Here is a 17,314-nt window from a genome sequence, read left to right as displayed (position 1 = left end):
GGAAATTAAAAACCATTTATTTAAGCTTTCGCTTCCAATTCGCTCATTACTTCAACAAGTGCTTTCACACTATCTAGCGGTAAAGCATTGTACATAGAAGCACGATAACCGCCAACACTACGATGTCCATTAACAGCACAAATCCCTGCTTCTTTCAACATAGTTTCAAACGTTTCTTTTAGATTATCGTTTGTTAAGTTGAAAGTGGCATTCATCATTGAACGATCTTCTTTTGCTGCAAAACCTTTAAATAAAGGGTTTAAATCAATTTCAGAATACATTAATGTTGATTTCTTTTTATTTTCTTCTTCTATACCAGCAATTCCACCTAAACCTTTTAACCATTCTAAAGTTAACATAGATGTATAAACTGCAAAAACAGGAGGCGTGTTGTACATACTGCCTGCTTTTATGTGTAATTTATAATCCATAATAGAAGGAATATCACGAGATACTTTTCCTAAAATTTCTTCTTTAACAATAACTAAAGTTGTTCCTGCAGGTCCCATATTTTTTTGAGCTCCAGCGTAAATAAGATCGAATTTTGAATAATCTATAACACGAGAAAAAATATCGCTACTCATATCGCAAACCGTTGGTACGTTAGTTTTTGGAAACTGTTTCATTTGTGTTCCAAAAATAGTATTGTTTGATGTGCAATGGAAATAATCATAATCTGAAGGAATATCGAAACCTTTAGGAATGTAATTGTAATTTGCATCGGCAGAAGAAGCTACTTCATAAATATCGTCTAATTTCTTAGCTTCTTTGATAGCTTTAGCACTCCAAGCTCCTGTATTTAAATATCCTGCTCTTTTTTCTAAAAGATTCATGGCTACCATTAAAAACTGAGTACTTGCGCCACCTTGCAAAAATAATGCTTTGTAACCTTTACCTTCTAAACCTAATAATTCTAAAGCTAATGCTCTAGCATTTTCCATAATATCAACAAACTCTTTACTTCTGTGTGATATTTCGATTAAAGATAAACCCGTATTATTATAGTCAACTATAGCCTCGGCAGCTTTTAACAATACACTTTGAGGTAAAATACTTGGTCCTGCACTAAAGTTATGTTTTTTCATTTGTAAAGTTATATGGTTTTAAATATCATCCAAATTATACATTTTGTTATTCTTTAAAAATGTGGATGTTTCATTTAAATTTTCAAAAAATGTAAGTTACAAAGTTGCTAATTAATTGCGGAATTGGTGTTAAAAATTCGATAATTTTTTCATCGAATCGCTAACAAAAATTCAACAGAATCAACACTATCCGCATAATCCCAAAGTTCTGGTTTTTGTGTGGCACCAAATGCGATTTCATTTTTAGTAAATCCTTTGGAAACTACACACTGTATTTTGTTGGATTCTGCATCTAATTTTTCATTTAAATCATCTGCAGATTCGTAATATTCATAAAAAAGTGTAGCAATAGGAGATGCATAGCTTTCATCTTCTTTAATCATAAAAAAGCCATTTTCTAACATATCAAACTCGCTCATTAAATATACGGCTTTATTATAATCGTAGTTATTAGCGTATTTTGCTTTATTTACAATAGGATGCCAGTGGTAAATGCCTTCAAAAAAGCCGTCAAATTTATAACCCTTCGGAACAAATAATTTTGATACATTTCGGCAACCAAGACCATAATACCTAAAAATATCTTCTGATAGGTTTTTTAAATCTTCCGAAGTTTCATTTCCTGTTAAAACAGCAACCGAATTTCTATTATTCCTTATTATAGAAGGTTTTCCTTTAAAATAATATTCAAAATAGCGAGCAGTGTTATCACTCCCTGTTGCAATAACCGCATCAAAAAGGGTTAGTTTTCCTTCCGTAAAGCTCATTTTTCCTTTAAACTGTGGTTCTACAAATTCCAAATATTTAGCCAAATAGGGTAGTAGATGCTTATCGTTACTCGATTGTTTTACAACGACTTGATGTCCGGAAATTAATACTGAAAGAAAATCGTGAAAGCCTACTAACGGAATATTTCCAGCCATAATAATAGCCACGTTTTTTGGTGTTACGTTATTAAACTCATAAGCATTAAGCCATGTATTTAGCTTTTTATGAGTTAAACTTTCTGCCCAGCCTTGCAAAGCGAACGCCATATTTTCTTTAGTAAACCAGCCATTATGTTCTTCGGCAAGCTTTAGTTGATGCTTAAAGCCGTCGAAAAACACATCGTTAAGTTCAACATTATCCTTCTTTTGTATCTCTTCATTAGAAAATTGACTTAAAAATTCTCCTAATTTTACAAAAGCGTTAATTCTTTCTTGTAAATTCATTCTTAATTTGGTTATGAATAGTTTTGGCTTTATTTTTGCAACTGCAAATTTAAGGAAACTGTAATAGAGTTCTTAAATTTTAAAAATAAAAATTACTATGGCAATTATAATAACAGACGAGTGTATAAATTGTGGGGCTTGTGAACCTGAGTGCCCAAATACAGCAATATATGAAGGTGCCGACGATTGGCGCTATAAAGATGGAACGAGTTTAGATGGTAAAGTTGTTTTAACAAACGGACATGAGGTAGACGCTGATGAAGCGCAAGAACCTATTAGCGATGAGCTTTACTATATTGTACCAGATAAGTGTACAGAGTGTAAAGGTTTTCATGATGAGCCACAATGTGCTGCAGTTTGCCCTGTAGATTGTTGTGTACCAGATGAGGATGTTGTAGAAACGGAAGAAGAGCTTTTGGCTAAACAACGTTTTATGCATCCAGAAGGATAAATTTTAATAGGTTTTAAATTATAAAACGAATCCCAAGTGTATAGCTTGGGATTTTTTTTGTTCTATAATAAAATGTTATAAGGATTTCTGGCTTTTAGATTGCTTATCCATAATTTTATAAACCTCTTTGCTAAATGATGTTGTATCTTTTTGATTGGTCTTTTTAGATTTTATATAAGCATTTTTCTTTTCAATTAAATCTTTAAGTTTTTTATCGTTAGTGTCTCTTTTATTAATTAAATCTTTAATTAAGTATTCTTTTTCGATTGTACTTTTTCCTTTTAATTCTTCAGGTAATTTTTCATCTTCGATAAGATCTAGTTTCAATTTTCCCGATTTATAATCCTTAATAATTTCTTGCGTGCCAAAAGCTGCTTTTTTGCCAACTTTACTGTTTTTATATTCAGCGCGAGAACTGTTTGCTGTTGCAGAACCTTTATCATAAACTTCCATAGATTTAGCTTTCTTTGTATAGTTTTCTTCACGTTCTTGATGTGTTCCATAATAGATTCTAGAAGCATCAATATCTTTTGATATGTTGTTAATTTCAGAATCGTAAGGTGTGGCTATAGAATAATCTGTAGCATCTTGGTCTAATTTAAGAAATTCGCCGTTAGTACACTCTGCCATTTTTTTAAAATGGTAAATAGCTTCCTCACAACCGTTACCTAATTTAATAGTGTTTATTATAATTCCTTTTTCAGCGGCTTTTTTACAGCTTTCAGAATATAAAATATCGTCTTTATAATCCATGTGAGGCGGACAATCTCCAACAACAAAGATAGTTTTATAAGTTTTTGGGTTTGTAGACCATAACATGGTGGTTATCGATTCATTTAATGCTTGATTAACACTTTCTGGTGTATCACCACCGCCGTTAGCAGTAATTTCTAATAAATCGGAATATGCTTCATCTAGATCTGCAGTTATTGCAATGAGTTTTGTTATAAAATTATCGCCCCTGTCTCTATAAAATACCATACCCATTTTTAAAGTGTCAATATCATTACTTTTTGCTAACTCTGAAACAATATCCCAAATTTTCTCCTTTGCGGTACCTATAAGTCCACCCATGCTTCCGGTTGCATCAAGACAGAATACAATTTCAGCATTTTTAGTATTGGTTTCTTTATTATTTGCGGCGACTAATATTGGTTTTTCGTTTTTACTTATTTCTTTTTTATTAATATTCTTGCAATTGAATATTGAGATGAATGAGACTAAGATGAAAAATAATTTATACATAAGATCTATATTTTAGGTTAAAAGTAACTTGTAAGGTTAAGTTCGAAAATGAATAATGAGTGTAGTATATGTTTAAATGCGTAAACTGTGCCTTTCGATGAGTTTAGTGCATTATTAAATTGAAAAATTAAAATTCTTATTATGTTTTGATTTATTAGGAAAAAGGAAGTGATTGAGTTAAGAACAAAGGCAATTATTATAAAAGTTAATTCATTCAAGTTAAAATTAAACTCTATTTATTTATAAGTTTGACAAAAGTTTATATAATTTAAGTTTATAATTTAATGATGAAAACTAACTCTCTTTTAGAAGATAAGGATATAAAGAAAAAGCTTAAATTAAAAATATGATATATAAGAGATTTGGAAGGCTTAAAAGTTATTCTAGATTTTAAAATATTTGTGAACAATCAGTCTACTAAAAAGAGAATTTATGTAGAGCAATGTTGCAAATTTGAACTTTTAAAAATAAGCATTGATTTAAGTTTTATTCGTGATAAGGATATCACATACTTTTCGATGTTTTTTAAATAATGTAATTAATAAAACCATTTGAGATGAAATTTAGTGTAAAAAGTTCCTTATCGTATATTGTAAGTAGTCCAACGACTTTTATTTTTAATATTCATGCTTTAAACACCGCGAGTCAAACGGTTTTAGAAGAAAATTTGGTTATTGAACCATCAATTAATCATGAAATTTTTACTTCCCATGATGGTAGTTCTAAATTTATGAGATTAAAGATACAAGAACCTTGTGATTTTTCAATGTCTTACTCGGCAGTTGTAGATATGAATTATAAGGTTATTGATGAAAGTAATTCCGAAAATTTGGTGTCTGTTGTAGAACTCGATAGCTATATTGCTTCTTTTCTTTATCCAAGTCGATATTGCCAGTCTGATAAGTTAATGAAGTTTTCTTTTAAGGAATTTGGACATTACGTATCTGTTTATGATAGAGTTTTAGCAATAACGGAATGGATTTATAATAATATTGAATACACTAGCGGTAGTACCGATTCTCAAACTTCGGCAATAGATACGGTTACGGAACGTGTTGGTGTTTGTCGAGATTTTGCACATTTAGGTATTGCACTTTGTAGAGCGTTATCCATTCCGGCTAGGTATTTTACTGGTTATGCATATCAATTAAATCCGCCAGATTTTCATGCTTGTTTTGAAGCCTATATCAATGGCGATTGGATAATATTCGACTCCACTAAATTAGTAGCTTTAAACGGACTTGTAAAAATTGCAAATGGTAGAGATGCCGCAGATTCTGCCGTTGCTAGTATTTTTGGAAATGCTGTAGGCACCTCAGTCAATGTGGATTGTCAAGTCATGGATAATTCTTTTCAACCTTTTGTTTATAGTGGTAATCAAAAAGGTATTTCTTTTCAATAAAAAGATGCTTATTAAAAATAATAAAATTCCTAAGTTTGCGCTTAGGTTTTTTATGTGACATTTAGTTGAAAACGTCTAAAAGTTATTTAGGCGCTTTTTTTTTGTTCCGATTAAACCTTTACACAATAGTTTAGTCAAATCCCAAAAAAAAATATAGTTATGACCAAGAAATGGATGCGTATAATACATCGTTATTTAGGATTTTTTTTAATCGGAGTAATGATTGTTTACTCATTAAGTGGAATTGTTTTGATTTTTAGAAACACAGATTTTCTAAAGAGTGAAATCGCTGTAGAAAAAACTATAAAGCCCAACTTAAAAGGTGAAGCTATTGGTCGTGCTTTAAAAATAAAACGATTTAGAGCAGAGAAAACAGAAGGCGATTTAATTTTATTTAAAAATGGCCAATACAATAAAACTACAGGTTTAGCAAAATACACTAATAAGGAATTACCTTATATGTTAGATAGAATGACGCATTTACACAAAGCCACATCGGCAGAACCTTTATTTTGGTTGAATGTGTTTTGCGGAGTTTCGCTTTTCTTTTTTGCAATATCATCTTTTTGGATGTTTATGCCTAAAACTAAAATTTTCAAAAAAGGTATGTTTTTTACTGTTTTTGGCGTGGTGTTAACTCTAATTATGCTGTTTCTTTAATACTATGGTTTATTAAGAAAAAATATAGAAATTTATGTCCTATAACTTTCTTATTTTTGTTTAGATGAATACAGAACAAGTATGTTTGTTTTTAAACGGCGAACAACCAAAGTCTATTCCAAATTTAAAAAACTATAAAATGGTTTGTGCCACAGATGGCGCTTATACGTTTTTAGAAGCAAATAATATTGTTCCGCACTTTATTAGTGGCGATTTCGATTCTATTAAAACCATTCCTGAAACTGTTGAAGTGATCCATACACCTAATCAGGATTTCACAGATTTTGATAAGGTTTTACAAATTCTTTCTGATAAGGGATTTAAAACAGTTCATGTTTTTGGCGCAAGCGGGAAGGAGCAAGATCACTTTTTAGGAAACCTACACACAGCACTGCAATGGAAAGCAAAGCTCAATTTAACTTTTTTCGATAATCATGGCTATTACTTTTTAGCTGATAAATCTTCGGAAATTAAAAATTGCTTAAATAAAACGGTATCATTAATTCCATTACCAGAAGCTACAGGTATTGTTACCGTAGGTTTACAGTATGCTTTAAAAAATGAGAGTTTGGCTTTCGGAGATCGCATAGGAACTCGAAATAAGGCTATAGAAAATAATATTTCGATAACTTTTAAAACAGGAAATTTGTTTTTATTCATTAATGATTAAAAATTTGTTTTATTGAAAATTGGTACATGAGTGCAGAAAAAAACTTATCGGAATTAATAAAAAATATGACACCAAAATTAAATGATGGTGTTTACGTTTTTGTGACGTTGAAAGATTATAATTTGGTAGATAGAAAAGATACTATTGCTGAGTTTAAAGAAGCTGAAGGCTTAACCGTTATTATTGAAAAAACTAAGGCAGACAAACTAAGTTTAGATTATGCTTATGAAGCAAGTTGGATTACGCTACAAATACATTCATCATTAGAAGCTGTGGGGTTAACGGCGGTATTTTCTTCAGAGTTAGCCAAACATAGTGTAAGCTGTAACGTGGTTGCAGGCTATTATCACGATCATATTTTTGTAGATAAAAAAGATACAAAAACAGCTGTGGAGGCTTTAATTAATTTATCAAAAAGCTATTGAAAATTCACTCATTTAATAGATTATAAAACATAAAAAAAGCCGAGCAATTTTGCTCGGCTTTTTGATGTAATCTATTTAAAATCCTTTTTATAATTTAAAGTTTAATCTAGCAAAAGCATATGTGCCATCAGATCCCATTTGTACAGAATCGGCTAAACCACCTTGATCTGTCCATCCATCAAATTGTGGAGTCGGGTAGGTGTTAAATAAATTGTTTGCACCAATACTTAACTTTAGTTTTTCTGAAATTTGATAACCTAAGCTTAAATCTACAATTAAAGCAGCCTCATAAACATCGGTAGCTACAGGGAAAAGAGCATCTGCTTCAGCTTGCGTTGTTGGAGGGGAATCTACCCATTGAAAATCTTGAAGGGTTACTTCACTAAACTGTGTTAAAGCTACCGAAGCGTTGAATTTTTTGTTGGTATATCCAAGATTTAAACCAAATTTATAATCGGGAGCAGCCGCTTTTAAATAAGCCTGAGAAAATGGCCCGAAGAACGTAAATTCATTTAAATCACCGTTGTGAATGTCTTTTATCTTTAAATCATTTAAGTTACCTATTAAATCCACTTGAATTTTACCCTCGTCACCTACGCTAGTTCCGTAACCTAAAACAATATCTAAACCATTGGTTCTAGTATCTACACCATTAGCGAAAAACTGCGCTGCATCTACATTTAAAGGTCCTAAAACAGTTTGATCTGTAAAATTATCTGTTAAAATAATACGATCGTCAACCGAAATGGAATACGCATCGATAGTTGCTGTAAAACCACCTTGCTTATAAGTAAACCCAATACTTGCGTTAAAGGCTTTTTCTTCATTTAATTGTCCAATGCCAAAAGCTTTAGTTACCGTGCTATTATTAGCAGATAATAAAGAAGGCACAGAGGTTCCTGCAACAATATTGGTGAATTTTAGGTTGTAATATAATTGCGCTAAAGATGGTGCTCTAAAACCTGTAGAAATAGATCCTCTTAAACTAAAGTTGTCAGTAACTTTTAATCTACTTGCTAATTTTCCGTTAAAGGTATTTCCGAAGTCACTGTATTTTTCAAAACGTAAAGCTGCGGCAAACATAAGCTGCTCAGAAACATTAAGTTCCGTATCAAAATAAATACCATAATTGGTTCGGCTTCTATCTACTTCGTTATCTGGGCTATAACCTGGAAAGCCTTGAGAACTTCCAGATAACACATCGTCGTTAGTATCTGTAGCAACTGTTTGTACAGCTGGGTTTGTAATGATGACTCCATTATTATCATAAAGACCGTAAGATGCTTCTTCACCTGCAAAAATTCCAAAATTTTCAGTTCTATATTCAAAACCAAAAGCTAAACTTAAGCCAGAAGCTACATCATCTAAATATTTATTGAAATCTAAACCTGTAGTGTTTTGAGATAAGAAATGGCCACCGGCATCAAAATCGGTAGGCGATAAGTCTTGCATCGAAGCATTGTTACTGTCCTTTATATAATAGTGAAAAAAGTTTCTTCCAAAGGTGTTATTAAAATCTACATTCCAACCATTTTCCATTTCATGTCTTACACCAACGGAAACAGAAATATCTGTAATATTAGAGGTGATTCTAGGTGTAAATCCGTTAGGATATAAGCTAGGTACCGATCTGTTATCGCCATTTGCAAAACTATCTCTAGAAAAGGCATAAGCATCGGTATCTCTATAATTTCTACCACCAAAGGCATAAATTTCGGTGTTATCATTAATGGGCAAAGCAGAGTTAATCATAAAGTTAAAACCATCAACACCAGCACTACCGTAGCCTTGTCTCCAAGAAAACCCTGGTCTTAACGTATTTTGTCTAGATAAAAATTCTGTTGTAAAATTCATGTAACCACCAGCATCATTTAAAGATACACCATAATTAGCATCAATTTTTACAGTTTCACCATCCCAACTTTTACTTTTACCATCTAGGCGATTTTCACCTTCAACATTACTTAAGGTTTCGCCCGTTGCGTCTTCCCAGCCTTCACCAATTGCTGTGCTGTATGCACCGTAAGTTATTCCGCCGGTAAAACCATCGGTATTATCTTTTAAAACAATATTTATAACACCAGCAATCGCATCCGAGCCATATTGCGCTGAAGCTCCATCTCTTAAAACCTCAATACGTTTAATGGCATTGGCAGGAATAGCGTTTAAATCTGTTCCAGAATTTCCACGTCCACGCGTTCCAAAAATATTTACTAAACTCGATTGGTGTCTACGTTTTCCATTAATTAAAACTAAAGTTTGATCTGGACCTAAACCACGTAAAGATGCTGGAACAATATGGTCGGCCCCATCAGATCCCGATTGTTTACTGGCGTTGAATGAAGGTGCAGCATATTGTAAAATCTCATTCACTTCAACTTTTCCGGTGTTAGAAGCAATATCCGCAACATTAATAACATCTACTGGAACAGCCGTATCTATTGCAGTTCGTTTCGGGCTACGAGAACCTACTAGCATCACTTCGTCTAGACTTACGCCATCTTCCAAAGTCACTTCAATAGTTGTACGATTGTTTACGTTTACTTCTTTAGAATTGTATCCAATATAGCTAAATATAAGCATTGCACTGCCGTTGGCTGAAATACTAAAGTTTCCATCAAAATCAGAAATTGCGCCATTTCCAGTGCCTTTTTCAACAACGTTAACTCCTGCTATTGGAATTCCTGATGCATCGGCAACATTGCCTTTTACGACTTGCTGTGCGTACGAAAACATAAAGCTTCCTAAGCACAGTATTAATGTGTAAAGTTTTCTCATAATTATATTAATTTGGTTTTGAGTTATTTATAGCTAATATATGTTAAAATTTTATTAACACTATTTGGTTTTGTGTTAAAAAACTGATACATATGTTATTTAATTAATATTTTATTGAGTTATGTTTAGTATTTGAGGTGAAAAAATAAATATAGAAATACTATCAATATACCCTATATTTGCACTCGAAAAATATAGGTTCCCAGCTTTATGGGAATGATAAAATACATATTTCAATGAAAGCAGGCATCGTAGGATTACCAAACGTAGGGAAATCGACTTTATTTAATTGTTTATCTAACGCAAAAGCGCAAAGTGCAAACTTTCCGTTTTGTACTATTGAACCTAATATTGGAGTGGTTAATGTGCCAGACCCACGTTTAGAAAAATTAGAAGAATTAGTAGTTCCAGAACGTGTGCAGCCGGCAACTGTAGAAATTGTAGATATTGCAGGTTTAGTAAAAGGAGCAAGTAAAGGTGAAGGTTTAGGAAATCAGTTTTTAGCTAATATTCGTGAAACTGATGCGATTCTTCATGTGTTGCGTTGTTTTGATAACGATAATATTATACATGTTGATGGGAATGTAGATCCAATTCGGGATAAAGAAACTATCGATATGGAGCTTCAACTTAAAGATTTAGAGACCGTTGATAAAAAACTTGATAAAGTAAAACGTGCTGCAAAAACTGGAAATAAAGAAGCTCAAAAAGAAGAAGCTGTTTTATTGAAAATTAAAGCGGCCTTAGAATCTGGTGTATCGATTCGTGCTTTAGAGTTTTCAGATGAAGATAATGCCGATTTTGTAAAACCATCGCAATTTATTACAGATAAGCCTGTAATGTATGTTTGTAATGTAGATGAAGGCGCAGCCGTTTCTGGAAATGCTTACGTAGATTTAGTGCGTGAGGCTGTAAAAGATGAAAATGCAGAAGTTTTAGTTTTAGCTGTTGGTACGGAAGCGGATATTAATGAATTAGACGATTACGAAGAACGTCAAATGTTTCTTCAAGATATAGGTTTAGAAGAAGCAGGAGCTGCAAAATTAATTCGTTCGGCTTATAAGTTATTAAACCAACAAACGTATTTCACAGCAGGTGTGAAGGAAGTTCGTGCATGGACGGTGGATATAGGAGCTACAGCTCCACAAGCAGCAGGTGTAATTCATACCGATTTTGAAAAAGGATTTATTCGTGCCGAAGTTATCGGGTACGAGGATTTTGCAAGCTACGGTAGTGAAGCTAAAGTAAAAGAAGCAGGTAAAATGCGTGTTGAAGGTAAGAATTACATTGTTAAAGATGGCGATGTGATGCATTTCTTATTCAACGTATAAAACATATAATTATAAATTTAAAAAACTTCATTTCTAATCTTAGTAATGAAGTTTTTTTATGTCTAAATTTTAAGCTTTTAGATACTATAGGTAGGTTTAAATCTTTAAATCACTGATGGATGGCATAGAGATGCTAATTTCGGATTAAAATTGAAGTAAATAGCGCTTTTTAACGTCGATCATGAAGAATATATTGTGAAAAACATATTTTGGATGTCGTAATTCTAATACTTTTTAAAGAATTATCAATAAATGAATTCTAATTTAGAGCCATGCAAACAACAAAAAAGTTTTGGTCTGGTATTGCAATAGGTGTTTTAGGCATTGTATTGTTTTCTTCAAAAGCCGTTATGGTAAAATTAGCCTACAACTATAATGTAGATGCTATTAGCGTTTTGTTATTACGTATGTTATTTTCATTTCCGTTTTATGTAGTTATCGCTATACTATATAGAAATAAAAATAATGGAGTAGAGGTTAAAAAAGCCGATTATAAATGGTTGTTATTCTTTGGGTTTGTTGGTTATTATTTAGCGAGTTATTTCGATTTTGTAGGTTTAACGTATATAAAAGCTAGTTTAGAGCGCATTATTTTATTTTTATATCCAACAATTGTTATTTTGTTAAATCGTGTGTTCTTGAAACAAGCAATCTCAAAAATACAGGCTATTGCTATTGGCTTAACCTATATAGGTATTATAATCGCGTTTTCCGAAGAAGTTAATGTATCAGGCTCAGAAGCTTATTTAGGTGGTTTCTTTATTTTGTTAAGCGCAATAACCTATGCCTCGTATTTGGTAGGTAGCGGCTGGTTAATTCCGCGGTTTGGCGTTGTTAAATTCACGGCTTATGCTATGTTAGTATCTTGTGTTTGTGTGTTTATTCATTACGGGTTTATTGGGGAAATGGATGTATTCGGGTTTCCTTGGCAAGTTTATGGTTTAGGTTTTTTAATAGCTATTTTTGCCACTGTAATTCCATCATTTTTAGTCTCTTTATCTATAAAAATGATTAGCTCATCCAATTTTGCTATTGTAGCAGGTATTGGTCCTATTTCAACTATAATATTAGCATCAATTTTCTTAAATGAATCTTTAACGATATTGCAGATTTTTGGAGCTTTAATAGTTATTGGTGGTATTGTGTTTATGTCTATTAAAAACCGACAAAAGGGTTAAAAGTACTGTATCAACAATAAAAAAAACGTATTGTTAATTACTTTGTTTGCATGCTATTCTATTTTTTATTTACTTGTGCTATCTTAGCTTTTTATACACAAAAATCACGAAACCTTAATGGCAGAAGAATCTAACTATACCGAAGATAATATACGTTCACTCGACTGGAAGGAACATATTAGAATGCGCCCGGGTATGTATATTGGAAAACTTGGTGATGGTAGTTCTCCAGACGATGGGGTTTATATCTTGCTAAAAGAGGTTCTCGACAACTCGATAGATGAGTTTGTAATGGGAGCTGGTAAAACCATTGAAATTTCCATTCAAGGTGTAAAAGTTACTGTTCGCGATTATGGTCGTGGTATTCCTTTAGGAAAAGTGGTTGATGTGGTTTCTAAAATGAACACGGGTGGTAAATACGATTCTAAAGCCTTTAAAAAATCGGTTGGTTTAAATGGAGTAGGTACCAAGGCTGTTAATGCGTTATCATCGTTTTTCAGAGTAGAATCTACACGTGATAATAAAAGCGCTTCCGCGGATTTTTCTCAGGGAAACCTAACAAACGAGGAGTTTTTAGATGAAACATCTCGCCGAAAAGGAACCAAAGTATCCTTTATTCCTGATGAAATTATCTTTAAGAAATATAAGTATAGAAACGAGTATATTATTAAAATGCTTAAAAACTATGTGTATTTAAACCCAGGTTTAACTATAGTTTTTAATGGCGAAAAATATTTCAGTGAAAACGGTTTAAAAGATTTATTAGCTGAAAAAATAAACGAATCAGATCTATTATATCCTATTATTCATCTTCGTGGTGATGATATTGAAGTAGCATTAACACACAGTAAAACTCAGTATAGCGAAGAATATAATAGTTTTGTAAACGGACAGAATACCACACAAGGTGGAACGCATTTAACTGCTTTTCGGGAAGCATTGGTAAAAACCATTCGTGAATTTTATGGTAAAAACTACGATGCTTCGGATATTAGGAAGTCTGTTGTTTCTGCTATTGCTATTAAAGTAATGGAACCTATTTTCGAAAGTCAGACTAAAACTAAATTAGGTTCTACAGATATGGGAGGTGAATTACCTACGGTACGAACCTATATCAACGATTTTCTTAAAAAGTATTTAGACAACTATTTACATAAAAATACGGATACAGCTGATAAAATTCAACGTAAAATTCTCCAAGCAGAGCGTGAGCGTAAAGAGCTATCAGGTATTCGTAAATTAGCTAAAGATCGTGCTAAAAAGGCAAGTCTTCATAATAAAAAGTTGCGTGATTGTCGTGTGCATTTTGGTGATACTAAAAACCCGAAAAACCTAGAAAGCACTTTGTTTATAACAGAGGGAGATTCAGCTTCGGGAAGTATCACAAAATCGCGAGACGTAAACACTCAGGCGGTATTCAGTTTAAAAGGGAAACCTTTAAATTGCTATGGACTAACAAAAAAAATTGTTTACGAAAACGAAGAATTTAATTTATTACAGGCTGCATTAAATATTGAAGAAACACTTGAAGATTTACGTTATAATAACGTGGTGATAGCAACAGATGCCGATGTCGATGGGATGCACATTCGTTTATTACTTATTACATTCTTTCTTCAGTTTTTTCCAGAAGTTATAAAAGAAGGACACCTATATATTTTACAAACACCATTATTTCGTGTTCGAAATAAAAAAGAAACTATTTATTGTTATTCTGAAGATGAGCGCCGCAGTGCTATAGAAAAATTAAAACCAAAGCCAGAAATTACCCGATTTAAAGGTTTAGGTGAAATTTCTCCTGATGAGTTTCAGCACTTTATTGGTGAGGATATTAGGTTAGACCCAATTATGCTAGATGATAATATGTCTATTGAAGATTTATTGTCCTTTTACATGGGGAAAAATACGCCAACGCGACAAGAATTTATAATAGATAACCTTAAAGTAGAATTAGATTTAATAGACGAATAACATTTTTGTATTATCATATTAAGATTTTATGTGTTTAAATTTAATTATTTCGTAATTTTGCAGCGAAATATTAAAAATACTCATAAATCTCTTGTTTTCAGCTTGTTTTGATTGCAGTCTGGAATTAAGAACAAAAAACCTTATAATGATGTTATATACTAAAGAAAAAAGCAAAGCAAAAAAACGTTCCTACGAATACTTATACATCCATGATGTAACTAGTAAAGCGAAGAAACGAAGAGAAATTGGACGTGTTACCCTTAGCGGTAAACCAAAAGAGTAATAATTTTTAATGACAGAAGACCAAAACGACGATTTAATTAATAGCCAAGACGAACCGCAAGAAACCATTACTCGAGTTACGGGTATGTATAAAGATTGGTTTTTAGATTATGCATCTTACGTAATTTTAGAACGCGCAGTTCCTGCGATAGAGGACGGATTTAAACCTGTGCAACGCCGTATCATGCATTCTATGAAAGATTTAGATGATGGGCGTTATAATAAGGTAGCGAATATTGTTGGGCATACTATGCAGTATCATCCTCACGGAGATGCTAGTATTGCAGATGCGATGGTTCAAATTGGTCAAAAAGACATGTTAATTGATACTCAAGGAAACTGGGGGAATATTTTAACAGGTGATCGTGCGGCAGCTTCGCGTTATATTGAAGCTCGTATTTCGAAATTTGGTCTCGATGTTGTTTTTAATCCTAAAATTACCGAGTGGCAAGCGAGTTACGATGGAAGAAGAAAGGAACCTGTAAATTTACCGGTGATGTTCCCATTGTTATTAGCGCAAGGAGGAGAAGGTATTGCGGTAGGGTTATCTACCAAAATATTACCTCACAATTTTATAGAACTTATTGATGCGTCTATAAAGCATTTGCAAGGTAAGCGTTTTACAATTTTACCCGATTTTCCAACCGCAGGAATAGCCGATTTTTCCAACTATAACGATGGTCTTCGTGGAGGAAAGGTTAGAGTGCGTTCTAAAATTTCTCAACTCGATAAAAACACTTTAGTTATTACCGAATTGCCATTTGGAACTACAACAACATCTTTAATCGATTCCATTTTAAAAGCGAACGATAAAGGGAAAATTAAGGTTAAAAAAATTGAAGATAATACAGCTGCACAAGTAGAAATTCTCGTGCACTTACCTTCGGGGTTATCTCCAGATAAAACAATAGATGCGCTATATGCTTTTACAAGTTGCGAGTCGTCAATTTCACCATTAGGTTGTGTTATTGAAGATAATAAGCCGCTTTTTGTTGGAGTAACAGAAATGCTTAGAAGAAGTACAGATAATACGGTAGATCTTTTAAAGCAAGAATTGGAAATTCGTTTAGGTGAATTTGAAGAGCAATGGCATTTTGCTTCATTAGAACGTATTTTTATTGAAAATAGAATTTATCGTGACATTGAGGAAGAAGAAACTTGGGCAGGTGTTATAAGCGCCATAGATAAAGGACTGAAACCTTATACAAAACATTTAAAACGTGCTGTAACCGAGGAGGATATTGTGCGTTTAACCGAAATACGAATTAAACGTATTTCAAAATTTGATATTGATAAAGCACAACAAAAAATTGATGCTTTAGAGGAGTCAATTGCAGAAATTAAGCATCATTTAGCGCATCTTATTGATTACGCTATTGCCTATTTCAGACGTCTTAAGAAAGAATATGGAGAAGGACGTGAACGTAAAACAGAAATTAGAACTTTTGATGATGTTGATGCAACAAAAGTAATAATTCGAAATACAAAACTCTACGTTAATAGGGAAGAAGGTTTTATTGGAACCTCATTAAAGCGAGATGAATACGTTGGTGATTGTTCTGATATTGATGATATTATTGTGTTTACCAAATCGGGAATCATGATGGTTACTAAAGTGGATAGCAAAACCTTTATAGGTAAAGGTATTATCCATGTGGCTATCTTTAAAAAGAAAGATAAGCGTACCATTTACAACATGATTTATCGTGATGGTAAAGGGGGACCGTCTTATATAAAACGCTTTGCTGTTACTTCGGTAACTCGAGATAGAGAGTACGATTTAACCAACGGAAATAAAGGTTCGGCATCATTATACTTTTCTGCAAACCCTAATGGTGAAGCAGAAGTTGTTTCGATTTCATTGCGTCAGGCAGGAAGTATTAAGAAATTAAAGTGGGATATCGATTTTTCAGATATCTTAATAAAAGGGCGTGCTTCAAAAGGAAATTTAGTGACTAAATTTCCTATAAAACGTGTAGAATTAAAAGAGAAAGGTGTTTCAACCTTAAAACCTCGTAAAATTTGGTTTGATGATACGGTGCAACGTTTAAATGTTGATGGTCGTGGTGAGCTTATTGGTGAATTTAGAGGTGAAGATAAACTATTGATTATCAATCAGTCTGGTTTGATTAAAACGGTAACACCTGAGGTTACCATGCATTTTGATGACGATATGATTGTCATGGAAAAGTGGATACCAAATAAACCTATTTCAGCTGTGTATTTTAATGGTGAAAAGGAAATGCATTATGTTAAACGCTTTTTAATTGAGCAAGAAGGTAAAGAGGAATATTTTATTTCCGATCATCCAAGCTCGGTGTTAGAAATTGTATCTACAGATTGGAAACCTATAGCAGAGATTGTATTTGCGAAAGAAAGAGGTAAAGACCGAAAAGATAATTTAGAAATTAACTTAGAAGAATTTATTGCTATAAAAGGTTTAAGTGCTTTAGGTAATCAATTAACAAAAGAAAAAGTGAATCAGGTAAATTTATTGGAGCCGATTCCTTTTGAATCTCCTGAAAAAGTTCATTCTGAAAATTTAGAGGTTAGTAATAATGATGATGATGGGGATTCAAATCCAGAGGATGAATCAGATCAAACTACTTTATTTTAATTGTGCTT

General features: G+C 32.7%; 14 protein-coding genes. 10 read left to right on the top strand and 4 right to left on the bottom strand.

All coding sequences use genetic code 11. The features are described from left to right. Nucleotides 1–20: 20 nt before the first annotated feature. Together serC and M4I23_RS05780 are read right to left on the bottom strand one after the other, a co-directional pair. Nucleotides 21–1,085 carry a 3-phosphoserine/phosphohydroxythreonine transaminase gene (gene serC, locus M4I23_RS05785; protein WP_158849853.1) on the bottom strand — a complete coding sequence of 355 codons (1,065 nt, stop codon included), beginning with the start codon at nt 1,083–1,085 and terminating at the stop codon, nt 21–23. A 149-nt stretch (nt 1,086–1,234) separates the two neighbouring features. Continuing rightward, the gene (locus M4I23_RS05780) at nt 1,235–2,296 is read right to left on the bottom strand and encodes an acyl-CoA reductase (RefSeq protein WP_249753757.1); all 1,062 of its coding nucleotides are present in this window, start codon (nt 2,294–2,296) and stop codon (nt 1,235–1,237) included. Between the two features lie 97 nt (nt 2,297–2,393). On the opposite strand from M4I23_RS05780, the gene M4I23_RS05775 reads away from it, so the two are divergent. After that, nucleotides 2,394–2,747 carry a 4Fe-4S dicluster domain-containing protein gene (locus M4I23_RS05775; RefSeq protein ID WP_147678779.1) on the top strand — a complete coding sequence of 118 codons (354 nt, stop codon included), beginning with the start codon at nt 2,394–2,396 and terminating at the stop codon, nt 2,745–2,747. 75 nt (nt 2,748–2,822) lie between these two features. On the opposite strand, the gene M4I23_RS05770 is transcribed toward M4I23_RS05775, so the two are convergent. Beyond that, nucleotides 2,823–3,992, bottom strand: a complete 1,170-nt coding sequence (locus M4I23_RS05770) for a vWA domain-containing protein (RefSeq protein ID WP_249753756.1) — start codon at nt 3,990–3,992, stop codon at nt 2,823–2,825. 556 nt (nt 3,993–4,548) lie between these two features. On the opposite strand from M4I23_RS05770, the gene M4I23_RS05765 reads away from it, so the two are divergent. The 4 genes from M4I23_RS05765 (at nt 4,549) to M4I23_RS05750 (ending at nt 7,149) form a co-directional block, all read left to right on the top strand. Continuing rightward, on the top strand, nt 4,549–5,394 hold the full coding sequence (locus M4I23_RS05765) for a transglutaminase family protein (RefSeq protein ID WP_249753755.1): 846 nt from the start codon (nt 4,549–4,551) through the stop codon (nt 5,392–5,394). 159 nt (nt 5,395–5,553) lie between these two features. After that, nucleotides 5,554–6,054 (top strand): hypothetical protein, encoded by a 501-nt coding sequence (locus M4I23_RS05760; RefSeq protein WP_158849861.1) that lies wholly within the window; start codon nt 5,554–5,556, stop codon nt 6,052–6,054. Between the two features lie 64 nt (nt 6,055–6,118). Beyond that, nucleotides 6,119–6,724, top strand: coding sequence for a thiamine diphosphokinase (locus M4I23_RS05755; RefSeq protein WP_249753754.1), 606 nt, complete (start codon nt 6,119–6,121; stop codon nt 6,722–6,724). A gap of 26 nt (nt 6,725–6,750) precedes the next feature. Next, nucleotides 6,751–7,149 (top strand): ACT domain-containing protein, encoded by a 399-nt coding sequence (locus M4I23_RS05750; protein WP_158849865.1) that lies wholly within the window; start codon nt 6,751–6,753, stop codon nt 7,147–7,149. An 87-nt stretch (nt 7,150–7,236) separates the two neighbouring features. Here M4I23_RS05750 and M4I23_RS05745 read toward each other — a convergent pair whose 3' ends face one another. After that, nucleotides 7,237–9,927: a TonB-dependent receptor gene (locus M4I23_RS05745; RefSeq protein ID WP_249753753.1), complete on the bottom strand. Its 2,691-nt coding sequence runs from the start codon at nt 9,925–9,927 to the stop codon at nt 7,237–7,239. 236 nt (nt 9,928–10,163) lie between these two features. Here M4I23_RS05745 and ychF point away from each other — a divergent pair, with 236 nt between their 5' ends. From ychF to M4I23_RS05720, 5 genes are all read left to right on the top strand, one after another. Beyond that, nucleotides 10,164–11,258: a redox-regulated ATPase YchF gene (gene ychF, locus M4I23_RS05740; protein WP_158849869.1), complete on the top strand. Its 1,095-nt coding sequence runs from the start codon at nt 10,164–10,166 to the stop codon at nt 11,256–11,258. A gap of 272 nt (nt 11,259–11,530) precedes the next feature. Next, on the top strand, nt 11,531–12,436 hold the full coding sequence (locus M4I23_RS05735; protein WP_249753752.1) for a DMT family transporter: 906 nt from the start codon (nt 11,531–11,533) through the stop codon (nt 12,434–12,436). Between the two features lie 117 nt (nt 12,437–12,553). Then, complete coding sequence (locus M4I23_RS05730; protein WP_158849873.1) at nt 12,554–14,407, top strand: DNA topoisomerase IV subunit B; 1,854 nt, start codon at nt 12,554–12,556, stop codon at nt 14,405–14,407. Nucleotides 14,408–14,552: 145 nt separating this feature from the next. After that, complete coding sequence (locus M4I23_RS05725; RefSeq protein WP_158849875.1) at nt 14,553–14,690, top strand: hypothetical protein; 138 nt, start codon at nt 14,553–14,555, stop codon at nt 14,688–14,690. A 9-nt stretch (nt 14,691–14,699) separates the two neighbouring features. Then, on the top strand, nt 14,700–17,306 hold the full coding sequence (locus M4I23_RS05720) for a DNA gyrase/topoisomerase IV subunit A (protein WP_249753751.1): 2,607 nt from the start codon (nt 14,700–14,702) through the stop codon (nt 17,304–17,306). The last annotated feature ends 8 nt before the right edge of the window (nt 17,307–17,314 follow it).

Origin of the sequence: Algibacter sp. L4_22, from assembly GCF_023473045.1 — a bacterium.
GTDB lineage: Bacteria > Bacteroidota > Bacteroidia > Flavobacteriales > Flavobacteriaceae > Algibacter.
This window is presented reverse-complemented; position numbering and strand designations above follow the sequence as displayed.